Origin of the sequence: Cereibacter sediminicola, from assembly GCF_007668225.1 — a bacterium.
Taxonomy (GTDB): domain Bacteria; phylum Pseudomonadota; class Alphaproteobacteria; order Rhodobacterales; family Rhodobacteraceae; genus Cereibacter_A; species Cereibacter_A azotoformans.
This window is the reverse complement of the sequence record NZ_VDEK01000001.1, coordinates 88311-114577: the sequence shown is the minus strand read 5'-3', so window position 1 is coordinate 114577 and position 26267 is coordinate 88311. Positions and strand designations below refer to the sequence as shown.

Below are 26267 nucleotides of genomic sequence, written 5' to 3'. Positions count from 1 at the left end.
TTCATTGGGTGGGTGCAGCCTCAGCCGTCGAAGTTCACCGATTCGATCAGCTTGAGCGCCTCGGCCCGCTGCGCCGCCACTTCGGCGAGGCCGATCTCGTCCGGCGTGAACTCGCCCCAGCTCTGCACCAGCTCCGAGCGGGCGACGCCTTCCTTGACCGGGAATTCGTGGTTGGTCTCGGCGTAGATCCGCTGCGCCTCGTCCGAGGTCAGCCATTCCATCAGCTTCAGCGCCGCCTCGCGGTTCGGAGCGGCCCTGGTCATGGCCACGCCCGAGATGTTCATGTGCGTGCCGCCACCCTCGAAGGTCGGGAAGGTGATACGGACCGAGTCGGCCCATTCCTTCTGTTCGGGATCATTGGCCATCTGGCCCATGTAGTAGGTGTTTCCGAGGCTGATGTCGCACTCGCCCGCCCAGATCGACTTCACCTGATCGCGGTCGCCGCCCTCGGGCTTCTTGGCGAGGTTGGCCTTCACGCCCTCGAGCCAGCTCCGCGCGGCCTCGGCGCCGTGGTGGGCGAGCACCGCCCCCGTGAGCGCCACGTTGTAATCGTTGGTGAACGAGCGCGTGCAGATCCGGCCCTTCCACTTCTCCGAGGCGAGATCCTCGTAGGTGGTGACTTCGCCGTCGGCCACGCGCTCCTTCGAGGCATAGACGATGCGCGCCCGGCTGGTCAGGCCGAACCAGTGGCCCTCGGGATCGCGGAACGACTCGGGGATGTTGGCGTCCAGCACCTCGGACTCGACGGTTTGCGTGACGCCCGCATCCACCACCTGCATCAGCCGCGCGATGTCCACGGTCAGAACCAGGTCGGCGGGCGAGCGGTCGCCCTCGGCCACCAGCCGTTCGGCCATCCCCTTGTCCACGAAGGCCACATTCACATCGATGCCGGTTTCGGCGCTGAACGCGTCCACCAGCGGCTGAATCAGCTCGGGTTGGCGGTGCGAGTAGATGTTCACCTCCTCGGCCAGGGCAGGCAGCGCGGTCGTGCAAAGCGCGAGGGCGATGGAAGATGCAATGGCGGGACGCATGTTGACCTCTTTTGTCGGATACGAGCGGCATTAACCCCGAACCGTCGCACCGCGTCAATAGTTGAGCATAGTTATCAGGATTGACCTTCCCGTTCCTCCGCCTTGGCGCGGTTCCAGAGGGCGTCCATCTCGGCCAGATCGCTGTCCTCGGGTCGGCGGCCCTCGGCCGCCAGCAGCGCCTCGATCCGCTCGAAGCGGCGGGTGAACTTGGCATTGGCGGCGCGGAGCGCAGCCTCGGGATCGACCTTCAGGTGCCGGCCGAGATTGGCGATCACGAAGAGGAGATCGCCGAACTCCTCGAAGGTCTCTTCCTCGGTCAGCGTGTCGCGCGCCTCGACCAGCTCGCGCGCCTCCTCGACGATCTTGTCCACCACCTCGTCCGTCGAGGGCCAGTCGAAGCCCACGCGCGCCGCCCGCTTCTGCAGCTTGACCGCCCGGGTCAGCGCCGGAAGCCCCAGCGCGACACCTTCGAGCACGCCTCCCTGCGCCCGCCCCGCCCGTTCGGCGGCCTTGATCCGCTCCCAGTCGGCGGTCTGCTGCTCGGCCGACTTGTCGCGCGATTCGTCGCCGAAGACATGCGGGTGCCGGGCGATCATCTTGTCGGCGATGCCCGAGGCCACCGCCTCGAAGTCGAAGAGGCCGCGCTCCTCGGCCATGCGGGCGTGAAAGACGGTCTGCAGCAGCAGATCGCCCAGCTCGCCCCGCAGGTCGTCCCAGTCCTCGCGCTCGATGGCGTCGGCCACCTCATGCGCCTCTTCCAGCGTGTAGGGCGCGATGCTGGCGAAGGTCTGCTCCACGTCCCAGGGGCAGCCGCGCTCGGGATCGCGCAGGCGCTCCATGATGGCGAGAAGGCGGGGGAGGCCGGGGCCGGTGGTGAAAGGGTCGGACATGGTCGGTCTCGCGCTGGTGGGACGGCGTCCGGGATAACGGCCCCGATCGGCGCGGTAAACCGCTCCTGCCGCAGGCCTTGCGCCATGCGCCTTGCGGACGGGCGGGAATTGGGCTTCCTTGCGCGCTGATCCGAGTCCGAGGAGACCACTCATGCCCGTCATCAACCGCATCGCCGACTACGCGGAGGAGATGAGGGTCTGGCGCCGCCATCTCCACCGCCACCCCGAGCTGCGGTTCGACTGCCACGCCACGGCCGCCTTCATCGCCGAGCGTCTGCGCGAGTTCGGCGTGGACGAGATCCACGAGGGCGTGGCCACCTCGGGCCTCGTCGCCATCATCGAGGGGCAGGGCGAGGGTCCGACCATCGGCCTGCGCGCCGACATGGACGCGCTGCCGATCGAGGAACTGACGGGGGCCGATCATGCCTCGACCGTGCCGGGGCGGATGCACGCCTGCGGCCATGACGGCCATGTGACGATGCTGCTCGGCGCCGCCCGCTACCTGGCCGAGACGCGGCGGTTCGCGGGGCGCGTCGCGCTGATGTTCCAGCCCGCCGAAGAGGACGGCGGCGGCGGCGAGGTCATGGTGCGCGAGGGCGTGATGGACCGTTTCGCCATCCGCGAGGTCTATGGCATCCACAACGCGCCGAACGTGCCGCTCGGCCGCTTCGTCACCGCGCCCGGGCCGCTGATGGCGGCGGTCGATACGGCCACGGTCCGGGTGATCGGCAAGGGAGGCCACGGCGCCACGCCGCACGAGACGGTCGATCCGGTCGTGGCCATCGTCGGCATGGTCTCGGCGCTGCAGACCATCATCTCGCGCAACCTCTACACGCTCGACGATCTTGTCCTGTCGGTGACCCAGATCCACACCGGGACCGCCTCGAACATCATCCCCGAGGACGGCTGGTTCTGCGCCACGATCCGCACCTTCACCCCCGAGGTGCGCGAGCTCGTCCGCCGGCGCTTCCACGAGATTGTCGAGGGCCATGCGGCGGCCTACGGCGTGCGGGTCGAGATCGACTACGAGCTGGGCTACCCGCCCACGGTGAACGACCCGGCCAAGGCCGCCTTCGCCGCCGACGTGGCCGCCGAGATCGCGGGCGAGGCCGGCGTCGAGGCCAACGCCAACCGCGAGATGGGCTCCGAGGATTTCGCCTACATGCTCGAGGCGCGCCCCGGCGCCTACCTCTTCCTCGGGATCGGGCCGGGGGCGGGGCTGCACCATCCGGCCTATGATTTCAACGACGAGGCCGCCCCTCTGGGCGCCAGCTTCTTCGCCCGACTGGTCGAACGCGCCCAGCCGCTCGAGGCGTGAGGCCGCCGCCCGCGGCCCCTGCGCCTGAGGCCGTCCCCGGCTGCTGCGCAAGCCGCCGCGCAGCGCAGGGGGCCACCCTCGCGAGGGCTGGCGCCCCGCGCCGGCTTGGATAGACTGCCCGCCAGTGGCGGATCGAGGCGAGACAGATGGCACTGGAAGATGCGAAGAACGAAGTGGACGTGGCCTTCACCCGGGCCGACGCCCGCGGCTACGCCTGCGAGAACGCCTTCGCCGGTGCCACGAGCTTCCTGCGCCGCCGCTACACCAAGGACCTGACGGGCGTCGATCTGGCGATCACCGGCGTCGGCTTCGACCAGGCGGTGACGAATCGCACCGGCACCCGCTTCGGCCCCCGCGCGATCCGTGAGGCCTCGACCCTCCAGCCCTACGACCGGCCCTTCGGCTGGGGCTTCGACCCGCTCGAGACGATGACGGTGGTCGATTACGGCGACCTCGCCTTCGACTACGCCCGGACCGCGGATTTCCCCGGCCGCCTCACCGCCCATGTCGCGGGTATCCTCGCCGCAGGGGCGGGGGCGATCACGCTTGGCGGCGATCATTCGATCACGCTGCCGATCCTGCGCGCCCATGCGGCGGTCTTCGGCCTGCTTTCGGTCGTCCAGTTCGACGCCCATTCCGATCTCTGGGTCGATGACGACCCCGGCCGCATCGACCACGGCACCTTCATGTACAAGGCCGTGAAGGAGGGTCTCGTCGATCCCGCCCGCTCGGTCCAGGTGGGCATCCGCACCGACACGCCGGACTGGCTCGGCATGAACGTGATCGACGCGCGCACCGTGCACGAGCAGGGCCCCGCCGCGATCGCAACGCGCGTGCGCGACATCGTGGGCGCGCATCCGGTCTATCTGACCTTCGACATCGACGCGCTCGACCCGGCCTTCGCCCCCGGCACCGGCACCCCGGTCTGGGGCGGGCTCGCCTCCTGGCAGGCGGCCGCCATCCTGCGCGATCTGGCCGGCGTCGCCCTCGTGGGCGGCGATGTGGTCGAGGTCTCGCCCCCCTACGACCCCACCGGCATCACCGCCGTCGCGGGGGCCCATGTAGCCTACGAGTTGATCTGTCTCTATGGTTGGAGAAGGCGCAAGGAATGAAACGGATGAGCTACCTGCTTTTTGCCCTCGTCGTGCTCGCAGGCGGCCTGATGGCCTATGTGCGCTTCTCGCCGAACGATCCCGCGGCCTGGCACGTCGATCCCACCACGGTCACCGCGCGCGGCGCCGACAACAGCTTCCTCGCGGCTCCGGGGGGCGACGTCGAGCCGCTGCATCTGGCGTTGCCACCCGATCAGGTGGCGGCGCGGCTCGAGACCGTCGCCGCCGACTGGCCCCGCACAAGACCCATCGCGGGCGAGGGCTTCCACCGCACCTGGATCACCCGGACGAAATGGTGGGGCTTTCCCGACTTCACCTCCGTCCGCCTCGTCGCGGCCGAGGACGGCGGCACCGATGTCACGCTCTTCGCCCGCTCGCGCTTCGGCAAGAGCGACCTCGGCGTGAACCGCGCCCGCGGCCAGGAGTGGCTGGCCCGTCTCCGCTCCTGAGTTTCACTCTTGCTCAAATATCCTCGGGGGGAGCCGCCCCGCAGGGGTGGCCGGGGGGCAGACAGCCCCCCGCTCCGGCAGCTCCCAAGGGGCGCACCTCGCGGCCGCCCACCGCACCTGACCCCTTGACCACGGCCGATCCGCAGGACAAACCGCCCCCATGGTGCCGATGGACCGCCTTCTCCAGATCGTCCGCCGCTTCGAGTTCCTCGAGGCGCGTCTCTCGGCCGGCGCCGCCCCCGCCGAGATTGCCGCCCTTTCGCGCGAATACGCCGAACTGAAGCCGGTCGTGGCCGAAATCGCCGCCTATCGCACCGCGCTCGAGGATCTGGCCGAGGCCGAGGCCATGCTCGCCGATCCCGAGATGCGGGCCCTGGCCGAGGATGAGCTGCCCCGCCTGCGCGCCCGCATCCCCGAGATGGAGCAGGCGCTCCGTCTGGCGCTGCTGCCCCGCGACGCGGCCGATGCGCGTCCCGCCATCCTCGAGATCCGCCCCGGCACGGGCGGAGAGGAAGCCGCGCTCTTCGCCGGTGACCTGCTGCGCATGTATCAGCGGTACGCCGAGGCGCAGGGCTGGCGGTTCGAGCTTCTCGACCTCGCCTCCTCCGAGCTCGGCGGCATCCGCGAGGCCACCGCCCGGATCGAGGGCGAGGGCGCCTTCGCCCGACTCAAGTACGAATCCGGCGTCCATCGTGTCCAGCGCGTGCCCGAGACCGAGGCGCAGGGCCGGATCCACACCTCGGCCGCGACCGTCGCGGTCCTGCCCGAGGCCGAGGAGGTCGATATCGACATCCCCGCCGCCGACATCCGCATCGACACGATGCGCTCCTCGGGGGCGGGCGGCCAGCATGTCAACACCACGGATTCGGCGGTGCGCATCACCCACCTGCCCACCGGCATCGTGGTCACCTCCTCGGAAAAGTCGCAGCACCGCAACCGCGAGATCGCGATGCAGGTGCTGCGCGCCCGGCTCTACGACCTCGAACGGCAGCGGCTGGCCGAGGCCCGCTCGGCCGACCGCAAGGCGCAGGTGGGGTCCGGGGACCGGTCCGAGCGCATCCGCACCTACAATTTCCCGCAGGGACGGATGACCGACCACCGCATCAACCTCACGCTCTACGCCCTGCCGCAGATCATGGCCGGCGAACTGGCCGAGGTCATCGCCGCGCTGACGGCGCACGATCAGGCCGCGCGTCTGGCCGAGATGGAGGCATGAGGGCGGCCGACGTGCTGCGCGCCGCGATCGCGCGCCTGCAGGCCGCGGGCGTGGAGGATGCCCCGCGCGACGCCCGCCGCCTCCTTGCCCACGCGCTCGGGATTGCCCCGGACCGCATGACGCTCCACCTGTCGGACCCGCTTCTGCCCGAGGCCGCAACCCGCTTCGAGGCCGCGCTTGCCGCCCGCAGCGCCCGTCAGCCCGTGGCGCAGATCGTGGGCGAACGCCTCTTCTGGGGCCGCCCGTTCCGCGTCACGCCGGACACGCTCGACCCCCGCCCCGAGACCGAGTGCCTGATCGAGGCGGCGCTGGCCGCCCCCTTCGCCTCGCTCCTCGACCTTGGCACCGGCACCGGCTGCATCGCGATCACCCTGCTGGCCGAACGTCGGGCCGCGCGCGGCGTGGCCACCGACCTCTCGCCCGCCGCGCTGGCGGTGGCCCAAGACAACGCCCGTGCCCTCGGCGTCGCGGACCGGCTGGACTGCCGCCGTTCGGACTGGTTCGCCGCCGTCCCCGAGCGGTTCGACCTGATCCTGTCCAACCCGCCCTACATCGCCGCCCACGAAATGGCCGACCTCGCGCCCGAAGTCCGCGCCTGGGAGCCCCGCATGGCCCTGACCCCCGAGGGCGACGGCCTCGACGCCTACCGCGCCATCACCGCCGGCGCGCCCGCCCATCTGGCGACGGGCGGCCGCCTCCTTCTCGAGATCGGGGCGGGGCAGGGCGCCGACGTGGCCGGTCTCTGCACCTCGGCGGGTCTCGTCGAGGTCCGCATCCTGCCGGATCTCGACGGGCGCGACCGGCTGGTTTCTGCGCGCCTTCCCGCCGTCTGACCCATCCATCGCCGTGTCCGGCCTTGGTCAATTGGTCGCGCCCCTTGCCGATTCCGGGCTTGCTCCCCATTTTTCCCTTGCCAGCCACCCGGCGGCATGATTACTCGGACATGCGCCGAGGGGATGGTCCGCCTTACCCGTGATCGTTCTCCGCGCGGCCAAGCCTGAAATGCACGTTATGCCCCGGATCGGATTTCGAGCCACCGGGAGCGGCCACCGCAGGGCTGCAGCATACCGGCAGGGCCAGATCATCTGGATACAAGGACAAGATGAGATCCTCCAAGTCCCGCTCGCGTTCGAAATCGAACCGCCCGCGCAGCCTCGGCAATATCGTCAACCGCGTGTTTGACAGCTCCGGTCCTGAGGGCAAGGTGCGGGGAACCCCGGCGCAGATCATCGAGAAATATCTGTTCCTCGCCCGCGACGCCCAGCTGTCGAACGACCGGGTGGCGGCCGAGAATTTCCTGCAGCATGCCGAGCATTACACCCGGCTTCTGGGCGAGGCGCAGCGCGAGCTGGCCGCCGAGCAGGAGAACCGCCGGGCCGAGCATCAGCAGAACCAGAACAACCAGGGCCAGGGCGGCCAGCCCCAGCAGGGCAACCACCGACACGACCGGCCGCGCGACGAGCGCCGCGACGACCGGCAGGACCAGCCCCGCCCCGAGCGCGAACCGCGCCCCGAGGCCCAGCCTCAGCCGCAACCGGCCGAGGCGCCCGCCAGCTCGCATGCGGTGATCGACCTTTCCGAGAATGCCGAGGAAGAGACCGGCCTCGTCGAGACGCCCGAGGCGCGCCCGCGGCACCGCCCGGCCCAGCGCCGCCGGTCCGAGCCTTCCGAGCAGCCGGCCGCGCCCCAGGCCGACGGCCCGTCCGAGCCGGCCGCCGAAAAGACCCCCGACGCCCCGAACCCCGAGCCCAAGGCCGACCGCCCGCGTCGGCCGCGCGGCCCCCGCAAGCCGAAGGCGCGCGAGGATGGCGATGGCTCGCCCGACGGCGACGGCCCCCGCGAAGCCGCGGAATGACAGAAGGCGGGGCGTGCCAGGCCGCCCCGCCGAACCTCAGCCCGCCACCCGCCGGGCAAGCGCGCAGAAGGCCTCCAGTGACAGCTCTTCCGCGCGCTGCGTGGGCTCGATGCCCGCATCGCGCAGCACCGTCTCGATGTCGGGCACGAGCCCCTTCAGGCTCGACCGGAGCATCTTGCGCCGCTGGTTGAAGGCCATGGCCGTGACCCGCGACAGCACGGCCGCATCGGCCGGATAGCGCGGCCCTGCAAGCCGGGTGAAATGCACCACCGCCGAATGAATGGCCGGCGGCGGGGTGAAGGCTTCGGGCGGCAACGTCAGCACGATCTTCGGCTCGGTCCGCCACTGCGACAGGAGCGCCAGACGCCCGTAGGCCTTCGAGCCCGGCCGCGCCACGATCCGCTCGGCCACCTCCTTCTGGAACATCAGCGTCAGGCTCTCCCAGAACGGCGGCCAGTCCGACGAGAGCCAGCGCGTCAGCAACTCGGTCCCGACATTGTAGGGCAGGTTCGCCACGATGCGGATCGGCGGCGTCAGCCGCGCGGCCACATCCACCTCGAGCGCATCGGCGTTCAGCACCTCGAGGCGCCCCGGCCAGGCCGCCGCCACCTCGGCCAGCGCCGGCAGGCAGCGCGCATCCTTCTCGATGGCCAGCACGCGCCGCGCGCCCTCGGCCAGCAACCCGCGCGTGAGACCGCCCGGCCCGGGCCCCACCTCCAGCACGTCCGATCCCTTCAGATCGCCCGCCAGCCGCGCGATCTTGGCCGTCAGGTTCAGGTCGAGCAGGAAGTTCTGCCCCAGCTGTTTCTTCGCCGACAGCCCATGCGCCCGGATCACCTCGCGCAAGGGCGGCAGCCCGTCAATCGCGGCCAATGTCTGCCTCCGCCTCTTTCACTCTGTCCAAATATCCTGCGGGGGTGCGGGGGTGCAAAACCCCCGCCGCGCTGTCCTCAGCGCCGCGCTCGCGCCATGGTGGCCGCCATCTCCAGCGCCGCCACAAGGCTCGACGGATCGGCCACCCCGCGGCCCGCGATGTCGAAGGCCGTGCCATGATCGGGCGAAGTGCGGATGAAGGGCAGCCCCAGCGTCACGTTCACCCCGCCGGCGAAGTCGATGGTCTTGATCGGGATCAGAGCCTGGTCGTGATACATCGCCACCGCGCAGTCGTAACGGGCCCGTGCGCCGGCATGGAACATCGTGTCGGCCGGCAGCGGGCCGGTCAGGTCCAGCCCCTCGGCGCGAAGCCGCTCCAGCACGGGCGCGATCACGTCAAGATCCTCGCGCCCCATGGCGCCGCCCTCTCCGGCATGGGGGTTGAGGCCCGTCACCCAGATCCGCGGCCGGTCCAGCCCGAAGTCACGGCCGAGCGCGGCGTGCGTGATCCGCAGCACCTCCTCCAGCAGGGGTTGCGTCAGCTGTTCGGGAACGTCCGACAGCGGAATGTGGATGGTCGCCGGCACCACCCGCAGGCCCGGACAGGCCAGCATCATCACCACCTGCCCGACCCCGGCCAGCGACGCGAGATATTCCGTATGGCCGGGAAAGGCGAATCCCGCCCCGTCCTTCAGCGCCTTCTTGTGGATCGGCGCCGTGCAGACCGCCGAAGCCGCGCCCGACTGCACGAGCGAGACGGCCCGGGCGATCACCGCCACCACTTCCGCCGCATTGCCCGGCGTGGGCACGCCCGGAGCCTGCGGATCGGGAAAGCGGTGCAACAGCACCGGCAGGGCCGCGGTCGGCACATCGGCCGCCTCGAACGGGGCCGAGATCCCCTGCCAGAGGCTGCCCTCGGGCAGGTGCGCGGGATCGCCGATCCAGAAGAAGGGCACCCGCGCGCCAAGCGCCTGGCGCGCCTTGACCGCAATCTCGGGTCCGATGCCCGCAGGCTCGCCGCAGGTGAGGGCGATCGGCGCGATCACGGCTCGCGGATGAGCGCGTTGGCGCGCAGATCGGCCAGATAGGCGTCGGCGGCCGCCGAGATCGTCTGGTTCACCAGCGCCTGCGCGATCCGGTTGCGGTTGATCGGCTCTTCCGTGATCGGCCGACGCGCGCAGAGCATGAGCACGCGGCGCGCGCCGCCGGGCGTGACAGAGGTCGAGATCTCGCCCGCGTCAAGGCGGGCCAGTTCCAGCCCCACATCCTGCGGCACCTGCGCAAGCGGCAGCGTCACGCGGCGCAACTGCTGTTCGGACGCGCCCCGCATCACGGTGTAGAGGTCGTCGCAATCGTCGGCCCGGGTGGTGATGCGGCCCAGCTGTCCGGCAAAGTCGCCGTCGTCGGGCAGGAACAGCTCGGCATATTCCACCTCGATGCCCGCCGGGGCTGGCTCGCTCGTCTCGTCGATCGCGCGAACCTGGAACAGGGCCACCGCATTGGGGATCTTCAGCGGATCGCTCACCTGTCCGGGCGACAGGGTCAGAAGCAGCGGGCCCAGGGTCGGCGGAAGGTTCTGCAGCGGCACCCAGTCGATGCGTCCGCCCCGCTCGGCCGAGGACGAGGCCGAGTAGGAGCGCGCGGCCTGCGCAAAGGCGGTCTCGCCGCGCGCGGTCCGGCTGATCTCGCGGGCGAGCGCCAGCGCATCGGCCTCCTGGCCGGGCGGGGCGGGGATGATGATCTCGGAGAGCAGCAGCCGGATCGTGGCGCGCCGTGTCTGCCGGGTGATCGCCCGGTCGATCGCCGTGTCGGAGGGGCGGGCTTCCGCCCCGAACCGGGCGCGCATCAGTTCCCGCCACACGAGGCCCGCATGCACGAAATCGCGGAAGGTCTCCGGCGCGACGCCCGCCTTGCCCAGCTCTGCGACGAACGCCTCGGCCGAGAGGTTCGCACGGCCTGCGAACTCCTCCATCCCCGCGGCGACCTGGCTCTCGGTCGCCTTCAGGCCCGCGCGCTCGGCCGCCTCGAGGCGGATCTTGTCGTCGATGAGCGCGTCCATCGCCTGCTTCTCGATGTCGCCGGTGGCCCCGAGGATCGTCAGGAAGCGGACGCGCTGCTCGAACTCGTAGTTGGTGATGACCCGGTCGTTCACGACAAGGCGCGGCGCGAAGAGGTTCTGCGCCGGCGCATCGACGGCGCTGGCGAAGGTCAGGCCTGACGCCATGACGAAGGCGAGGCAATGGGAAACGAAGGTCTTCATCTGTCCGTCAGCCGTCTTCTGCTCTTGGTCCCGTGGTCCGGGGCGCTTGGCCCCGATGGTCCGGCCTCGTTGGCCGCATCCGCGACATGTCCCGCCCGCTGCCTCACCTGCGGCAGACCCGCGAGGGGCCGGGTGTCACTCCGCTGCCGAAGCCGATCAGATCGACCGACAGGCCGAAATCCGTGCTCGGCGTCACACTAGTCGAGGATGTGAACCGACGCGAGAGGGAAAGATCCAGCTTCAGGCACTCGTTCCGAAACTCGAGCCCGAACCCGGCGCGCGCCGTCCGATCGGCCTCGAAGTCGTAGCGGCCCGCCGCGCTGGCCGACCAGGCGTCGGTCAGCCGGTAGCGGGTGGCCAGCGCCAGTTCCTCGATCGGGTCCGGGCGCGCCTCCTGCTCGCTCTCGCGGATGCGGACATAGCGCGACGAGATCCCGTAGCGGTCGCGCGACAGGTCGATCTGCCACTCGGCCTTGGTCACGCCGAAGGTCTCGTCGATGATCGTGCGCTGGGTGAGCGACAGGCCGTCCTGCAGGTTCAGCTGCAGCGCGGCCAGCCAGTCGGACTGGCTGCCGTCGAAGCCCGAAGCGGCCGAGAAGTTCGGGTCCGCGTCCTGCCAGACCACCTGACCCACCGTGGCGCCGAGGGACCAGCCCGAGGCCGCGTAGCGCGTCCAGTTGATCCCGAGCGCGGCGCGGGTTCCGTCCTCTGTCGCGTCCCAGCCGGGGAAGCGGTCCAGCGAGAAGAGGCTGCCTTCGTCGAACTCGACCAGGACCGAATCCTCGTTCGGCACGCGGGCGTCCGACCTGTCGGCCCAGACCACCTGCAGCACCGGCTGGATCACGTCGCTGGTCCCGCTGGCCATGTTGCGCACCCAGGGCCAGCGCAGCTCGATCCCGGCGGCGCCGTGGATGCGCGTGTCCGAGCCCTGCCACTCGGCGTCCTGGCTGATGTCGTAGGTGTCTGCCCCGAACTCGGCCAGTGCCGCGCCGAGGATGCCGCCGCCGAGCCTCCAGTTGCGCCGCCAGTCCACCAGAACCGACAGGCGCGACATGTCGCGTCCTTCGGCGATCCCGTCGCCGTCGAGGTCGTTCGGGTTCCGCGACTCGCGCCGGTGGCTGTGGGTCGTGAGTCGGAGTCCGCCCTCGCCGCCCAGGGGGCCGAAGCCGAAGCGCCGATGGAAGGTGGCGTCGGCGACGAGCGAGGGGATCGTCGCGTTGCTCTCATCCTCGCGGAGCGTACGGAACTTCAGCAACCGGCCCGAGATGAACTCGTTGCGGCGCGCGCGGCTGATCTCGAAGCCCGAGGCCAGCCTGTCCTTCTCGCCGAGGCCATAGTCGAGGTAATAGGCGCGGTCGCTGACCTCCTCGAACTGGAAGTTGAGGGTGAAGTCACGCGGCAGGCCGAACGTCCCGCGCGCGAACAGGTAGCCGCGGCGATCGTCGGGCAGGATCTCGTCGCGCGAGGTGGCCCCCTCGATCTCGATCGAGCCGAAGGACAGCGCCTCGCGGTAGCGCAGGCCCAGCGTGCGGCCGCCCTTGGTCGTGACCTGCGGCAGGAGCGTGACGTCACGGCTGTCGCCCAGGGCGATGAAGTAGGGCACCCGGAGGCCCGTGCCGAGCTGGCTCGTGGTGAGCAGCTCGGGGCGCAGGAAGCCCGTGGCGCGGTCGCGCGTCGGGTCGGGAATGCGCAGGCGGGGCACATAGGCCACCGGAACGCCAGCGATCCTCAGCGTGGCATGATCGAAGTGGATCATCTGCTCGGCCTCGTCATGCACGACACGCCGGGCGCGCACCTCCCACAGCGGCACCGGGTTTTCCGCGCAGATCCGGCACGACGAGGCCACCGTTCGGCCGAGCGTGGTGTAGCGGTCGCCCACCCGCGCGATCTCGGAGGAGGCAAGCTGGAGTTGCTGGTCCAGCACGAGCCGCGCGCTCGTGAGCACGCCATTGGTCAGATCGCCCGACAGCGCGGCCTGTTCGGCAAGGACGAGCTGGCCCTCGCCACTGTCCAGCACGATGGGGCCGTCGATCGTCAGCCTGTCCTGCGCCTGATCGTAGAGGACGCGCGAAGCCTTGAGCCGCGTGCCCCGGAACAGCACCTCGACATGACCCTCGGCCACCAGCGTCGTCTCGTTCATGATCGACAGGCTGTCGGCCACGAGCGTGGCCTTGTCCTGCGCGGCCGCGGGCAGCGGCGCAAGGATGGTGGCACAGAGAAGGAAACTCCGCAGAAGGCGCATCAGCCGTCCTCGAGATGCAGCAGCAGGCCGAGCGAGCCCATCACGCCGATCAGCGGCGGGCTCCAGGCGGCAAGCAGGATGGGGATCTGCCCGTTCTCTCCCAGCACTTGCGCGAAGTTGCGCAGGAAGAACAGGCCGAAGCCGCCCAGAAGGGCGAGAAGGACCATGCGGCCCGTGCCGCCGAAGCGGCTGTGGCGCATGGTGAAGCCCGCGGCCACGAGCACCATGGCGGCAAGCATGAAGGGAAGGGCAAGCTCCATCTGCATCCAGACCCGATGCTTGCGCGCCGAAAAGCCCGCCCGCTCCAGCCCCGCGACATAGGCCGGAAGCTCCCAGATCGGGATGGCCGAGGGGTCGCCGAAGCTGTCCTGGATGCCCTCGCGCGTGAGGTCGGAGGGCACGCGCAGGTTGCCCTCGAGGTTGGCCGACGCCTCGGGATTGGCCAGCGTCAGGTCCCAGCTCTTGGCGCCCGAAAGCTGCCAGTAGCCGGTTTCGAGCGCGGCCTGTTCGGCGGCCACCCGGCTCCGCGGCAGGCCGTCGCCGTCGAATGTGAGGAAGGTCACCGCGTAAAGCCGCGTCCCGTCGGTGTTCGAGCGCGCGGCATGGATCACCGTCTGTCCGTCCGCGCCGCCCTGCCGAAGCCACAGGCCCTCTTCCGAGATCGACAGGATGCTCGCCTCGCCGCGCGCGAGCCGGCTTGCCACCGCGTCATACTGGCGCGAGGTCCCGGCCACGATCGGATTGAGGACGGCCACGGCCGTCGCCCCGATTGCCAGCGCCACCACCATCGGCGCCACGAGGAAGCGCAGCCCCGACCGGCCCGCCGCCCGCACCACGACCAGCTCGCTCGTCCGGGCAAGCCCGAGGAAGAGCGCCACCGCCGCAAGGATCACGATGAGCGGCAGGATGGTGTAGATCGTCGCCGGCACCCGCAGAAGCGACAGGAGCCCCGCCTGCACCAGCGTGATCCCCTCGTCCGAGAACCTGCGCATCTGGTCGAGCACGTCGATCAGCATCATCAGGCCGAAGAACACCAGAAAGACGATGAACACCATGCGCAGGAAGCGCCGGGCGATGTAGCGCGACAGGATCATGAGGCGAAGGCCCCCATGAGGGCGCGCCGCAGCCGGCGCGGCCGCTGCGCGATCCACAGGAGCAGGATCCCGATCAGCAGCCCGACCACCGGGGCCGCATAGGCGAGCGGCCAGAGGGCCTCGTCCGTCACGCCCGCACCCGAGGCCGCCACATTGATCGTCTGGACCACGATCAGCAGCACGACCGCAAAGAGGATCTGCCACCACAGGCCAAATCGGCTGAAGCTGCCCAGAAGCAGCGCCGCAAAGCCGATGAGCGACGAGGCGAGCCCGAGGAAGGGCTGCGCGATCCGGCTGTGCCCCTCGTAGAGAGCCGCGGCGCGGGTGGACCGGGTCTCGGTCAGAAGCGCCTCGGTCGGTGCGAGCAGGTCGGGCGTCGAAAGCTCCTCGAGCACGCGCCGCTTGGGGCCGTCGCTCTTCATGAAGGCGCCGAGGTCATAGGTGACATCGGCAAACCGGGTCAGCTCGAGCCGGCGCCCCTCGCGCGTGAGGGTCTGGGCGCTGCCGTCGATCATCAGCAGCCGCGGCGTCGTCTCGGTCCGCACCAGAAGCGCCCGGCGCGCGGTGTAGATCGTGGAACGCGCGCGGTTGCGATCGTCCACGAGCAGCAGGTCGTTCAGCTCGCCCGTCTCGGAAATCTCGCGGATATAGAGCGTCACGCCCCGGACGGGGTGCAGGAACTCGCCGTCGCGCAGGAAGCGGGCGGTCGCGTTCTCGGAAATCTCGGCCGAGCGGGCGGAGAGCGTGGCCCGGCTTGCCGGGACGAGCAGGTTCATCAGGACGATCATCATCATCGCCACGATCAGCCCGAACCAGATCACCGGACGCGCGAGGCGGAAGGCGGAAAAGCCCGTGGCCTGCATCACCACCAGCTCGGATTCCTGACTGAGGCGGTTCACGATGTAGATCGTGGCCGCAAAGGCCGAGAGCGGCAGCACGAGCCGGATCACGTTCGGCAGGGCCAGCAGCGAGAATTCGAGAAAGACGAGCGCCGACTGGCCGTCGGAGATCAGGTCGTCGAACAGGCCCACGGCGCGGTTGATCCAGTAGACCAGCACCAGCACGAGCGAGAAGAAGCCGAACAGCGCCACCAGTTGCGACAGGAGATATCTGTCGAATCTAGACACGCCTCGCACTTCCTGTCCGTTGTCCCCGGGGTTTGGCGGACGCTACCGGAAAACGCCGCCGGGGAAAACTGGTATCTGGCGCTCGGACGGGGCAGGGGCTAGCCTCGCGCCACAGAGGCCCGGGCGCGCGGGGGCCGGCTTCGGCCGCCCGCGCCCCTGTGCCCGCCACCAGCGGCGCCCCGGCGCCGAGACGTTGCATCGGAGTTTCGTCATGACCCATCCTGTTCCCATCCAGTTCCAGGGCGCCGATCTCGAGGCGCTTGCCACGAGCGCGGGGCGCATCGTCGTCTTCGCCGGCGAAGGGGGCGCGATGGGCGCGGCCGCAAAACGCGTGAACCGGCTGATGCGCGGCGCGCTCGAGCGGGCGGCGGCGTCCGAGGCGTTCGGCAAGCTCAAGCCGGGCGAGGCGATGGAGCTGGGCTTTCCCGCCGGCATGGCCGCGGATGCGGTCCAGCTGGTCAAGCTGGACCGGCGCTGCGATGTGGCCACCGCGCGCAAGGCGGGCGGCGCCATCGGCCGGTCGCTTTCGAAGGCGGGGACGCTGGTGCTGGCCGACACGATCCAGCGCGCGGCCGAGGTCTCGTTCGGCATCGCGCTTCGGGCCTATGACTTCACCCCGCACAAGACCGGCGAGAAGACCCTGCCCGGCCCGGTGACGATGATGGTCGCCAACCCCGAGCAGGTCGCCGCCGAGGCGGGCCCGATGGCCGCGCTGGCCGAGGGCATCTTCTTCACCCGCGATCTGGTGAACGAGCCCGCCAACGTGCTCTCGACCTTCGACTTCGCCGCGCGCCTTGCGGCGATGCACGAGCTGGGCCTCGAGGTCGAGATCCTCGAGGAAGAGGATATGGAAAAGCTCGGGATGCGCGCGCTTCTGGGCGTGGGGCAGGGGTCCGAGCACCCCTCGAAGCTCGTGGTCATGCAGTGGAAGGGCGGGCCCGAGGATCAGGTGCCGCTCGCCCTCGTGGGCAAGGGGGTGGTGTTCGACACCGGGGGGATCTCGATCAAGCCCGCCGCCGGCATGGAGGACATGACGATGGACATGGGCGGGGCCGCGGTAGTGGCGGGCGTGATGCGCACGCTGGCCATGCGCAAGGCCCGCGCCAATGTCGTGGGGCTGGTGGGCATCGTCGAGAACATGCCCGACGGGAATGCCCAGCGGCCGGGGGACGTTGTGCGCTCGATGAAGGGCGACACGATCGAGGTCATCAACACCGACGCCGAGGGCCGGCTCGTGCTGGCGGACGTGCTCTGGTATGCGCAGGAGCGGTTCAACCCGCGGGGCGTGATCGATCTGGCCACGCTGACGGGCGCGATCATCGTGGCGCTGGGCCATGAGAACACCGGCGTCTTCTCGAACGACGACGCCTTCTGCGCGGCCTTCCTGAAGGCGGCGCAGAGCGAGGGCGAGGGCGCCTGGCGGATGCCGATGGGCGAGCGCTATGACGAGATGCTGAAGTCGCGGATCGCCGACATGCGCAACTCGACCGGGCGCGAGGCGGGCTCGATCACGGCCGCGCATTTCCTGCGCCGCTTCGTCAAGCCCGAGACGCCGTGGATCCATCTCGACATTGCGGGCACGGCCCTGCTCAAGTCGGACACGGCGCTTGCGCCCAAGGGCGCGACGGGGTGGGGGGTGCTCTCGCTCGACCGGCTGGTCCGGGACATGCTGGAGAAGTGAGGCAGTCTGCGCCGGGCGGGTCGGCCGCCCGGTGCGCCGAAGGGCAGGCGGCGGCCGGGTGGCCGCGCGCCGGGGCTCTGCCCCGGACCCCGGGATATTTGGACAGAGTGAAGGAGAGGCGGGGTCGTGGGGGTCGTGATGTTCTACCACCTGACGCGCTCCTCGGCCGAGGATACGCTGCGGCTGCTGTTGCCGCGGGCGCTGGCGCAGGGGTGGCGCGTGATGCTGCGCGGCACGGACCGGGGGCGGCTCGAGGCGCTGGACCTTGCGCTCTGGCGCGTGCCGGAGGACGGGTTCCTGCCGCATGGGATGGACGGCGGGCCGCATGACGCGGCCCAGCCGGTGCTGCTCGGGACGGGCGCGATCGGCAACGGGGCGCAGGCGCTGATGCTGCTGGACGGGGCCGAGACCGATGCCGCCGAGGCGGCCCCGCTCGAGCGGGTCTGGATCCTGTTCGACGGGCTCGACGAGGGGCAGCTGGTCCATGCGCGCGGCCAGTGGAAGGCGCTGACGGGGGCGGGTCTCAAGGCGCAATACTGGTCGGAGGAGAGCGGGCGCTGGGAGATGAAGGCCGAGGCCGGATAGACGCCCTTTCGGCCGAAGCGACGGCGGCTAGCGTGACAGGATCATCCGGTCGTCGGCGATCTCGATACGGAAGCGGCGGAGGTAGTCCATCCCGAGGAGGGACATGTCCATGGGCCCCTCGTTGACCCAGGCCGAGATCCGCTCTTCGCTGTAGGGGCCCAGCGCCACCGGACCGACCCGGACGCGCGCCGTGCGGACCGAGCCGTTGGCGGTGATGGCCTCGCCCAGATAGTCGAGCCTGTCCGGCTCGATCCCGAGGCGGCGTGCATCGGCCTGCGAGAGCACGATGGAGCTGGCGCCCGTGTCGGCCATGAACCGCACCGGCGTGCCGGCGATGTCGAGCGTGACGTAATAATGTCCGTCGCGCGAGCGCGGAACCTCGATCCGGCTGTTCTCCATCACCGCCTGGGTGGGGGTCAGCTCTCCCCTCACGTCGCGCCAGAGGCCGTAGCCGGCCAGAACCGCCACGAAGATCAGGGCCCAGGCGAGGCCCGCCCGGATCGCGGCGCCGATCCGGCCGCGATATTCCACGAGCACCCAGGTGCCGAGCGCAAGGAGAAGAAGGCCCAGATAGACCAGTCGTGCCGTCAGATCGCCGTCCATGCCTCTCCCTCGGTGCCTTTTCGGGATATGGGGCGGCGGGGGCGGATCCTCCAGTCCGGGCGCCGGAAATCCTTCCGGCTCAGCCGGGCGGCCCTACCCCAGCAGGCCCGAGCCGCGGATGCCGTCGATCACGAACTGGACCGAGAGCGCCGCCAGCAGCATGCCCAGGAGCCGGGTGATCACGAGCGTCCCCGTGCGCCCGAGCAGCCGTTCCAGCGGGCCCGCCACGAGGAACAGCACAAAGGCCGAGGCCACCGTCACCAGCATGACGAGATGAACGGCCAGAACGCCCTGCCAGCCGTCGGCCGCCCCCACGAGCAGGATCATCGAGGCGATGGCGCCGGGGCCCGCGATGAGCGGGATCGCGAGCGGGAAGACGGACGGATCGTGGTCGTGCGGCTCGGCCGCGGTCTGGCCCTCGCGCCGCTGGGTCCGGCGCTCGAAGAGCATGTCGAGCGCGGTCAGGAACAGAAGGATCCCGCCCGCGATGCGGAAGGCGGGCATCGAGATGCCGATGAAGCCCAGCACCGCCTCGCCCAGAAGGCCGAAGGTGGTGAGGATGCCCACCGCCACGAAACAGGCGCGCAGCCCGATCGCGCGGCGCTGTTCGCGCGTCATGCCCGGCGTCAGCGCGATGAAGAGCGGCACCAGCCCCAGCGGGTCCACCACCACGAAGAGCGTGGCGAAGGCCGTGGCGAGGAAGCCCATCTCGATCATGGATCAGCCCGCCGCCTCGAGCCGCTCCTGCGCGGTCAGCCACAGCGCCTCGGCCCGGTCGAGCCCCTCCATCACCTCGGCGTATTTCTTCTGCCAGACCTCCATCTCGCTCAGCCGCTCGGGCTCGTAGAGCGCGGGGTCGGCCAGCTTGGTGGCCAGACGGTCGCGCATCTCGTTCAGCTTCTCGAGCCGGTCCTCGCATTTGCGCACCTCGGCGCGGAGAGCGAGCTTTTCCTCGCGGCTCGCGGCCTTGGGGGCGGGCTTGTCGGCCTTCTTCTCGGGCGGGGGATCGTCGCCGGCCAGAAGCTGGCGACGGTAGGCCTCGAGATCCTCGGTGTAGGGGGCGACGGCGCCGCCCTTGACCAGCCAGAGCCGGTCGGCCACGAGGCCCAGCAGGTGCATGTCGTGGCTGACGAGAACGACGGCGCCGGAATATTCCGTCAGGGCCTCGACCAGCGCCTCGCGGCTTTCCATGTCGAGGTGGTTGGTGGGTTCGTCGAGGATCAGGAGGTGCGGCGCGTCGATGGTGGCGAGCAGCAGCGACAGCCGCGCCTTCTGCCCGCCCGAAAGCCGGCCGACCGCGGTTTCCGCCTGATCCGCCATCAGCCCGAAGCCCGCAAGGCGCGCGCGCAGCCGCGGCTGGCCCTCGTCGGGGCGCAGGCGCATGACATGTTGCAGCGGCGTTTCGTCGATGTGCAGTTCATCGACCTGATGCTGGGCGAAATAGCCGATGCGCAGCTTCGAGGAGCTGACCATCCGCCCTTCCTGCGGCGCGAGCTTGCCGGCCAGGAGCTTCGAGAGCGTCGATTTCCCCTCGCCGTTGCGGCCCAGAAGCGCGATCCGGTCGTCCTGGTCGATGCGGAGGCTCAGGCGGCGAAGCACCGGCGGGCCGCCGTAGCCGACCGAGACGCCCTCCATCGTGATGATGGGGGGCGAAAGCTCCTCGGGCTTGGGGAAGGTGAAGACCTGCCGCTTCGCCTCTTCGGGGGGCGTGATCGGCGTCATCTTCTCGAGCATCTTGACCCGGCTCTGCGCCTGCACGGCCTTGGACGCCTTGGCCTTGAAGCGGTCCACGAAGCTTTGCAGGTGGGCGCGGCGCGCCTCCTGCTTCTTGGCCTCGGCCGCCTGCACCGCGCGCTTTTCCGCCATCTGCCGGGCGAACTGGTCGTAGGGGCCGGTCCAGTAGGTCAGCTTCTTCTGGTCGAGATGCAGGATGCCCTGAACGGCGCGGTTCAGAAGCCCGCGGTCGTGCGAGATGATGAGCACCGTGTGCGGATATTTCTGCAGGTAGCTTTCCAGCCAGAGCGCACCCTCGAGGTCGAGGTAGTTCGTCGGCTCGTCGAGCAGCAGCAGGTCCGGCTGGGCAAAGAGCACGCCCGCCAGCGCCACCCGCATCCGCCAGCCGCCCGAGAAATCCGAGCAGGGGCGCAGCTGCGCCTCGGCGTCGAAGCCCAGCCCCTTCAGGATGGCCGAGGCGCGGCCCTCGGCCGACCAGGCGTCGATGTCGGCCAGCCGGTGCTGGATCTCGGCGATGCGGTGGGGATCGGTGGCGTGCTCGGCCTCGGCCATCAGTTCGGCGCGTTCGGTGTCGGCGGCGAGCACCGTGTCCAGCAGCGAGGTCGCCGACGACGGCACCTCCTGCGCGACGCCGCCGATGCGCGAGCGGGCGGGCAGGGCGATCTCGCCGCCCTCCAGCGCCAGCTCGCCGCGGATCAGCCGGAAGAGCGTGGTCTTGCCGGTGCCGTTGCGGCCGACGAGGCCGACCTTGTGGCCGGTGGGAATCGTGGCCGAGGCGCCCTGAAAGAGCGGCCGACCTTCGACCGAATAGGAGATGTCCGAGATGCGCAGCATGGGCCGGGTGATGGACCGGGCGGTTGCGGCTGTCAACGGCGGCGGCCCGGCTCGTGCCCCCTTTTGTCGCGGGGGAGCCCATGCTAAGGCCCGCGCCCAGAGTTTCACCCTTTCGAGGAGCAGCCTTCATGGCCATCGAACGCACCCTGTCGATCATCAAGCCCGACGCCACCCGCCGCAACCTGACCGGCAAGATCAACGCCAAGTTCGAGGAAGCGGGCCTGCGCATTGTCGCGCAGAAGCGCATTCACCTGTCGCTGGCGCAGGCGCAGAAGTTCTACGGCGTCCACAAGGACCGCCCCTTCTTCGGCGAACTGACCGAGTTCATGGCGTCGGAGCCGGTGGTGGTGCAGGTGCTGGAAGGCGAAGGCGCGATCGCGAAGAACCGCGAAGTTATGGGCGCGACCAACCCGGCCAATGCCGATGCGGGCACGATCCGCAAGGAATTCGCCCTGTCGGTCGGCGAGAACTCGGTCCACGGCTCGGACGCGCCGGAAACCGCCGCGGAAGAGATCGCCTTCTTCTTCTCGGGTCTCGAACTGGTCGGCTGATCCGGTTCAGGGTTTCGCCTCCGCCCCGCGGGTCCGTTCCGGGGCGGGGCGGCCTGTCGCGGGTCTGCGGTATCTGAAACGGAAAAGGCCGGCGCAACCGCCGGCCTTTTCCGCTCTGGTCGAGCCGTGCCTCAGATCGAGGCCCAGTCACTGAACACCGGACGCGACGGTTCGGGCCGCCCCACGGTCTCGCCGCCGCCCATCTGCGGCGAAGCGGGTGTGGCTCCCTGCTGCGGCTGAGGGGTTGAGGCTTGCTGGTTCATCGTTCTGCTCCGATCTGTTTCGGTTACCAGGTTACAACGCCGTGCCCCGGCCGACGGTTCATCGCGCGCTCGGGGCCGATGGCGTCAACATGACACATTCACCTCCATCTATGCCTGCGGAGTGAGTCGGACAAGCGCATTGTATGCGACCGAATACCGGAAATGCGGAAAGTTGCGTCACTTCTGCCACGCATTGCCACGGTGCAGTCAGAAAAGGGAAAATGGCGGAGGGGCCCGGACCGATCCGGGCGCAAGACGCGGCGAGGCAACGGCGGGCTTTTTGCCGGGCGCGCGCCCTCGCCGACCTCACGCCCGCTCGCGGTTCGGTGCCGCAATCGTGAGGCGATCAGGCGCGCGGAACGCCCCTGATCGTGGTCAGGCAGCCGTCCTGGCCTCGCTGTGGGGGACGTGCTGTCAGCGCAGGATCTGCGCCGGGAAACCGATCGAGTCGAGCGCCGAAAGCAGCGTCGCCTCGGGCACCTGCCCCTCGACCTCGGCGGTGCGGTTCTCCTGATCGAACCGGATCGACCGGAAGCCGGGAAGGGGCGCCAGCGCGCCCTCGATCGAGGCGCGGCAATGTCCGCAGGACATGTCGGGGATGGATAGCCGGGTCATGGGAAGTCTCCTTTCGCAGCCGAAGAAGGGGCTTCCCGAACCGGAAGGTCAAGCGCCGGATGGCGGGCGGCAGAAACTTTGCCGTGCCCCTTGACCTTCCAGTCGTGGGAAGGCCCATCTTGGGCACGAAGGAGATCGCCATGACCGTCCACCAACCGCCGTCCCCCGGCCTGCAAAGCCTGCGCCTGCACCTCGAGGGCATGAGCTGCGCCTCGTGCGTGGCGCGGGCCGAGCGGGTTCTGGCCGCCGTGCCCGGCGTCGCCGAGGCCCGCGTGAGCCTTGCCGACGAAAGCGCGGACATCCGCTATGGCGGGCCCGCCACGGCCGAGGCGCTGGCCGAGGCACTCGGGCGGGTGGGCTATGCGGCGCGGCGGGAAAGGCTGGTGCTGTCGGTCGAGGGGATGACCTGCGCCTCCTGCACCGGCCGGGTCGAGCGGGTGCTGAAGGCGCAGCCGGGCGTGATCGAGGCCAGCGCCAACCTTGCCAACCGGAGGGCGCAGGTCACGCTGTGGGAGGGCGCCTCGACCGCCGCGGCGCTGGCGCAGGCGGTGACGCGGGCGGGCTTTGCCGCGGCGCCGATGCAGGCCGAGGCGCCCGACCGGCGGGCCGAGGATCTGCGGGGACTGCGCCGCGACGCGTGGATCGCGGGCCTGCTCGCCTTGCCGGTGTTCCTGATCGAGATGGGCGGGCACCTGATCCCGGCGCTGCACCACTGGGTCGCCCACACGATCGGCACGCAGACTTCGTGGATCGCGCAGTTCCTGCTCACGAGCCTCATCCTGGCCGGGCCGGGGCGGCGGTTCTTCGTCAAGGGCGTGCCGGCGCTGGTTCGCGGGGCGCCGGACATGAACAGCCTCGTGTCGGTGGGCACCTTTGCGGCCTGGGCCTTCTCGACCGTGGCCACCTTTGCGCCGGGCCTGCTGCCCGAAGGCTCGCGCGCGGTCTATTTCGAGGCGGCCTCGGTGATCGTGGTCCTGATTCTGATCGGGCGCCTGATGGAGGCGCGGGCGCGCGGGCAGGCGGGGGCGGCCATCGCGGGCCTGATCCGGCTGCAGCCCCGCACCGCCCGCCTGAGCCGCGACGGGATCGAGACCGAGGTGCCGATCGAGACCATCACGCCCGGCGCGATCCTCCACATCCGGCCGGGCGAGCGCATCCCGCTCGACGGGGTGGTGATCTCGGGCCAGAGCGCGGTGGATGAGGCGATGCTGACCGGCGAGGCCCTGCCGGTGGCCAAGGCCGAAGGGGACGAGGTGACGGGCGGCACGGTCAACGGCACCGGCGCGCTGGCCATGCGGGCAACGCGGGTCGGCGCGGACACGGTGCTGGCGCGGATCGTGGCCATGGTCGAGGAGGCGCAGGGCGCCAAGCTGCCGGTTCAGGCGCTGGTGGACCGGATCACCCTGCGCTTCGTGCCGGTGGTCATGGCGGTGGCGGCCCTGACCGTGCTGGTCTGGCTGGTGCTGGGGCCGGGGCTCGGCGAGGCGCTGGTGGCGGGCGTGTCGGTTCTCATCATCGCCTGCCCCTGTGCGATGGGCCTTGCCACGCCGGTCTCGATCATGGTGGGCACGGGGCGCGCGGCCGAGATGGGCGTGCTCTTCCGCAAGGGCGAGGCGCTGCAGCGGCTGTCCGAGATCGAGCGCGTGGGCTTCGACAAGACCGGCACGCTGACCGAAGGGCGGCCGCAGGTGACGGATGTCCTGCCCGCCGAGGGCCGTGAGACGCAGGAGTTGCTGCGCCTTGCCGCCGCCGTCGAGGCGCGCTCCGAGCATCCGCTGGCGGGGGCGATCCTGCGCGCGGCCGAGGCGCTCGATCGACCCGAGGCGGAGGACTTTGCCGCCACGCCCGGACATGGGGCCGAGGCGATGGTGGGCGGGCAGCGCGTGCGGGTGGGCAGCGCGCGCATGATGGAGGGGCTCAATCCCGGGCCGCTTTCGGGCGCGGCCTCGCGGCTCGAGGGCGAGGGGCGGACGCCGGTCTGGGTTGCGGTCGAGGGGCGCATCGCGGGTGTGATCGGCGTGGCCGACCGGGTGAAGCCCACATCGCGCGCCGCGGTGGCCGAACTTGCGCGCATGGGCCTGCCCTCGGCCATGGTCACGGGCGACGCGCCCGGTGTCGCGCGCGCCATCGGGCAGGAGATCGGGATCGACGACATCCATGCCGGCATCCTGCCGGGCGGCAAGGTCGCGGAAGTCTCGAAGATGGGCCGCGCGGCCTTTGTGGGTGACGGGATCAACGACGCGCCCGCCCTTGCCGCGGCCGATGTCGGCATCGCCATCGGCACCGGGACGGACGTGGCGATCGAGGCGGCGGATGTGGTTCTGATGTCGGGCGATCCTCTGGGCGTGGCGAACGCCGTGGCCCTCAGCCGCCGGACGATGCGCAACATCCGGCAGAACCTCGTCTGGGCCTTTGGCTACAATGTGGCGCTGATCCCGGTGGCGGCGGGCGTGCTGGTGCCCTTCGGCGGCCCGCAGCTTTCGCCGATGCTGGCGGCCGGGGCGATGGCCTTCTCGTCGGTCTTCGTGCTGACCAACGCCCTGCGCCTGCGCCGGGCGCCGGCGGTGGGGGCGCGGCCATGAGGAGAGGCATCACGGACGGAACGGAGAGCTGCGCATGAACATCAAGGAAGCGGCGGCCCGGTCGGGCCTGCCGGCAAAGACCATCCGCTATTATGAGGAGATCGGCCTCGTCCGGCCCTTGCGCGACATGAACGGGTACCGCCGGTTCCGCGAGAGCGATCTGCACAAGCTGGGGTTTCTCGGCCGGGCCCGGTCGCTCGGCTTCTCGATCGACGAGTGCCGCACGCTTCTCGCGCTGTGGGAGGATCGGGCCCGCGCCAGCGCCGACGTGAAGCGGCTGGCCGAACGTCACCTCGAGCAGATCGCGGCGAAGATCGCCGAGCTTCAGGCGATGCAGGCGACGCTGTCGCATCTCGTCTCGGCCTGCGCGGGCGATGACCGGCCGGATTGCCCCATCCTCGAGGGGCTGTCGGCCGGTCCCGGCTGCTGCGGCGGGGCCGAGGCCGGGCTCAGGCGACCTTGAGCAGTTCCTCGAGCTCGGTATTCTCCTGCACCATGTCGCGCAGCGACAGCTTGTCGAGCGAGCCGTAGAAGGCCGACAGGGCATCGTTCAGCGCGCATTTAAGCCGGCACGAGGGCGTGAGCGGGCACTTGTTCTCCTTCTTCGAGAAGCACTCGGTGAAGGGGAGGTTCGATTCGAACGTGCGGAAGACGTCGCCCACCACGATGTTCTCGGCCGGGCGGCCAAGGGCGAGGCCCCCGCAGCGGCCGCGCACCGTGCGCAGGAATCCCTTCTGGGCGAGACCGTGGATGACCTGCGCCAGATGGTTCTCGGAGGCATTGCAGGCGGCCGCGACTTCGGCCTTGCGCACGACGCGACCCTCGTTGATCGCGCAGAACATCAGCGTTCGCATGGCCAGATTGGTGCGTGTGGTCAATCGCATTGACGCTGCCTTTCGAGGTTGACTGCGGCGAATCCCCATCTTCCGGGGTTGTCCGGCGCCGGCATGATCCCGATCCTGGGCCCCGGAGGGGAGAGGAAATGTCATATCCAGCGCAAGCAATTTGTCGCAGCCGCTCGTGCCGCTGCCCGCGGCGGGGGGTGAGGGGTGTTTTCTGCCTGATTTCGCGGCAGTTGGCAGCGCAAACGGATGGGAACCTGTCGGGCGTGAGCGGCGTCGGGTCACAAAGGATTTCGATGTATATCAGACGACGTGAGCACTTGCCCGTCGCGCGAACAAGTGCAACCTTAACGAAACCGTTGCTCGTGCTGAGTAAAACGGAGGTCACTCCTGAAGGATCGGCCCGCCCGGGGCCGTCGGACCTTCGTCCAGAGCCGGAGCGGGGCCCCGAGCCCATCCTCCGACGCCGGGCCGCCGCGCTTGACCAGAGCCGGAGGCCACGGCAAACCA

General features: G+C 70.2%; 24 protein-coding genes. 11 read left to right on the top strand and 13 right to left on the bottom strand.

The genetic code is table 11. The features are described from left to right. Positions 1-20: 20 nt before the first annotated feature. Together FG154_RS00490 and mazG are read right to left on the bottom strand one after the other, a co-directional pair. Positions 21-1031 (bottom strand): Fe(3+) ABC transporter substrate-binding protein, encoded by a 1011-nt coding sequence (locus FG154_RS00490; protein WP_145103216.1) that lies wholly within the window; start codon positions 1029-1031, stop codon positions 21-23. 74 nt (positions 1032-1105) lie between these two features. Further along, entirely contained in the window at positions 1106-1921 is an 816-nt protein-coding gene (mazG, locus tag FG154_RS00485) for a nucleoside triphosphate pyrophosphohydrolase (RefSeq protein ID WP_101340388.1), read from the bottom strand. 151 nt (positions 1922-2072) lie between these two features. Here mazG and FG154_RS00480 point away from each other — a divergent pair, with 151 nt between their 5' ends. The 6 genes from FG154_RS00480 to FG154_RS00455 all read left to right on the top strand — a co-directional run bounded on the left by FG154_RS00480 (position 2073) and on the right by FG154_RS00455 (position 7871). Beyond that, positions 2073-3239 (top strand): M20 aminoacylase family protein, encoded by a 1167-nt coding sequence (locus FG154_RS00480; RefSeq protein ID WP_145103214.1) that lies wholly within the window; start codon positions 2073-2075, stop codon positions 3237-3239. 146 nt (positions 3240-3385) lie between these two features. Continuing rightward, entirely contained in the window at positions 3386-4351 is a 966-nt protein-coding gene (gene speB, locus FG154_RS00475) for an agmatinase (RefSeq protein ID WP_145103211.1), read from the top strand. Positions 4352-4356: 5 nt separating this feature from the next. Continuing rightward, the gene (locus tag FG154_RS00470; RefSeq protein ID WP_145103209.1) at positions 4357-4800 is read left to right on the top strand and encodes a DUF1499 domain-containing protein; all 444 of its coding nucleotides are present in this window, start codon (positions 4357-4359) and stop codon (positions 4798-4800) included. Between the two features lie 160 nt (positions 4801-4960). Further along, positions 4961-6016 (top strand): peptide chain release factor 1, encoded by a 1056-nt coding sequence (gene prfA, locus FG154_RS00465; RefSeq protein WP_145103206.1) that lies wholly within the window; start codon positions 4961-4963, stop codon positions 6014-6016. Next, entirely contained in the window at positions 6013-6849 is an 837-nt protein-coding gene (prmC, locus tag FG154_RS00460; protein ID WP_145103204.1) for a peptide chain release factor N(5)-glutamine methyltransferase, read from the top strand. The genes prfA and prmC overlap by 4 nt, the downstream gene beginning before the upstream one ends. 269 nt (positions 6850-7118) lie before the next feature. Beyond that, positions 7119-7871, top strand: coding sequence for a DUF4167 domain-containing protein (locus FG154_RS00455; RefSeq protein WP_145103200.1), 753 nt, complete (start codon positions 7119-7121; stop codon positions 7869-7871). A gap of 36 nt (positions 7872-7907) precedes the next feature. Here FG154_RS00455 and rsmA read toward each other — a convergent pair whose 3' ends face one another. The 6 genes from rsmA to lptF form a co-directional block, all read right to left on the bottom strand. Continuing rightward, complete coding sequence (gene rsmA / locus FG154_RS00450; protein ID WP_145103197.1) at positions 7908-8744, bottom strand: 16S rRNA (adenine(1518)-N(6)/adenine(1519)-N(6))-dimethyltransferase RsmA; 837 nt, start codon at positions 8742-8744, stop codon at positions 7908-7910. A 77-nt stretch (positions 8745-8821) separates the two neighbouring features. Beyond that, positions 8822-9790 carry a 4-hydroxythreonine-4-phosphate dehydrogenase PdxA gene (gene pdxA, locus FG154_RS00445; RefSeq protein WP_145103193.1) on the bottom strand — a complete coding sequence of 323 codons (969 nt, stop codon included), beginning with the start codon at positions 9788-9790 and terminating at the stop codon, positions 8822-8824. Continuing rightward, positions 9787-11004 carry a peptidylprolyl isomerase gene (locus tag FG154_RS00440; RefSeq protein ID WP_145103191.1) on the bottom strand — a complete coding sequence of 406 codons (1218 nt, stop codon included), beginning with the start codon at positions 11002-11004 and terminating at the stop codon, positions 9787-9789. The genes pdxA and FG154_RS00440 overlap by 4 nt, the downstream gene beginning before the upstream one ends. Before the next feature lie 103 nt (positions 11005-11107). After that, positions 11108-13246: an LPS-assembly protein LptD gene (locus FG154_RS00435; RefSeq protein WP_145103188.1), complete on the bottom strand. Its 2139-nt coding sequence runs from the start codon at positions 13244-13246 to the stop codon at positions 11108-11110. Continuing rightward, positions 13246-14340: an LPS export ABC transporter permease LptG gene (gene lptG / locus FG154_RS00430; RefSeq protein ID WP_145103186.1), complete on the bottom strand. Its 1095-nt coding sequence runs from the start codon at positions 14338-14340 to the stop codon at positions 13246-13248. The genes FG154_RS00435 and lptG overlap by 1 nt, the downstream gene beginning before the upstream one ends. Beyond that, positions 14337-15467, bottom strand: a complete 1131-nt coding sequence (gene lptF / locus FG154_RS00425; protein WP_145103183.1) for an LPS export ABC transporter permease LptF — start codon at positions 15465-15467, stop codon at positions 14337-14339. Before lptF ends, lptG begins: the two co-directional genes overlap by 4 nt. Positions 15468-15678: 211 nt before the next feature. Between lptF and FG154_RS00420 the strand changes: the two genes are divergently transcribed. Both FG154_RS00420 and FG154_RS00415 read left to right on the top strand, forming a co-directional pair. Next, the gene (locus FG154_RS00420; protein WP_145103180.1) at positions 15679-17148 is read left to right on the top strand and encodes a leucyl aminopeptidase; all 1470 of its coding nucleotides are present in this window, start codon (positions 15679-15681) and stop codon (positions 17146-17148) included. A 138-nt stretch (positions 17149-17286) separates the two neighbouring features. After that, positions 17287-17733 (top strand): DNA polymerase III subunit chi, encoded by a 447-nt coding sequence (locus tag FG154_RS00415; RefSeq protein WP_186312260.1) that lies wholly within the window; start codon positions 17287-17289, stop codon positions 17731-17733. 27 nt (positions 17734-17760) lie between these two features. On the opposite strand, the gene FG154_RS00410 is transcribed toward FG154_RS00415, so the two are convergent. The 3 genes from FG154_RS00410 to FG154_RS00400 form a co-directional block, all read right to left on the bottom strand. Then, the gene (locus FG154_RS00410) at positions 17761-18336 is read right to left on the bottom strand and encodes a retropepsin-like aspartic protease family protein (protein WP_145103175.1); all 576 of its coding nucleotides are present in this window, start codon (positions 18334-18336) and stop codon (positions 17761-17763) included. Between the two features lie 93 nt (positions 18337-18429). Beyond that, positions 18430-19053 carry a MarC family protein gene (locus FG154_RS00405; RefSeq protein WP_145103172.1) on the bottom strand — a complete coding sequence of 208 codons (624 nt, stop codon included), beginning with the start codon at positions 19051-19053 and terminating at the stop codon, positions 18430-18432. Between the two features lie 3 nt (positions 19054-19056). Further along, a complete protein-coding gene (locus FG154_RS00400; RefSeq protein ID WP_145103169.1) occupies positions 19057-20904 on the bottom strand; it encodes an ABC-F family ATP-binding cassette domain-containing protein in 1848 nt (615 codons plus the stop codon). A 128-nt stretch (positions 20905-21032) separates the two neighbouring features. Between FG154_RS00400 and ndk the strand changes: the two genes are divergently transcribed. Beyond that, entirely contained in the window at positions 21033-21455 is a 423-nt protein-coding gene (ndk, locus tag FG154_RS00395) for a nucleoside-diphosphate kinase (RefSeq protein WP_002720049.1), read from the top strand. Between the two features lie 677 nt (positions 21456-22132). On the opposite strand, the gene FG154_RS00385 is transcribed toward ndk, so the two are convergent. Beyond that, positions 22133-22333: a heavy-metal-associated domain-containing protein gene (locus tag FG154_RS00385; protein WP_145103165.1), complete on the bottom strand. Its 201-nt coding sequence runs from the start codon at positions 22331-22333 to the stop codon at positions 22133-22135. A gap of 140 nt (positions 22334-22473) precedes the next feature. Here FG154_RS00385 and FG154_RS00380 point away from each other — a divergent pair, with 140 nt between their 5' ends. Next, positions 22474-24915 carry a heavy metal translocating P-type ATPase gene (locus FG154_RS00380; protein ID WP_145103162.1) on the top strand — a complete coding sequence of 814 codons (2442 nt, stop codon included), beginning with the start codon at positions 22474-22476 and terminating at the stop codon, positions 24913-24915. A gap of 34 nt (positions 24916-24949) precedes the next feature. Next, positions 24950-25378 carry a Cu(I)-responsive transcriptional regulator gene (gene cueR, locus FG154_RS00375; RefSeq protein ID WP_145103160.1) on the top strand — a complete coding sequence of 143 codons (429 nt, stop codon included), beginning with the start codon at positions 24950-24952 and terminating at the stop codon, positions 25376-25378. Here the strand turns inward: cueR and FG154_RS00370 are convergent. Then, positions 25365-25799 (bottom strand): Rrf2 family transcriptional regulator, encoded by a 435-nt coding sequence (locus tag FG154_RS00370; protein WP_011908169.1) that lies wholly within the window; start codon positions 25797-25799, stop codon positions 25365-25367. The two genes, cueR and FG154_RS00370, sit on opposite strands and share 14 nt — an antisense overlap. Positions 25800-26267 lie beyond the last annotated feature (468 nt).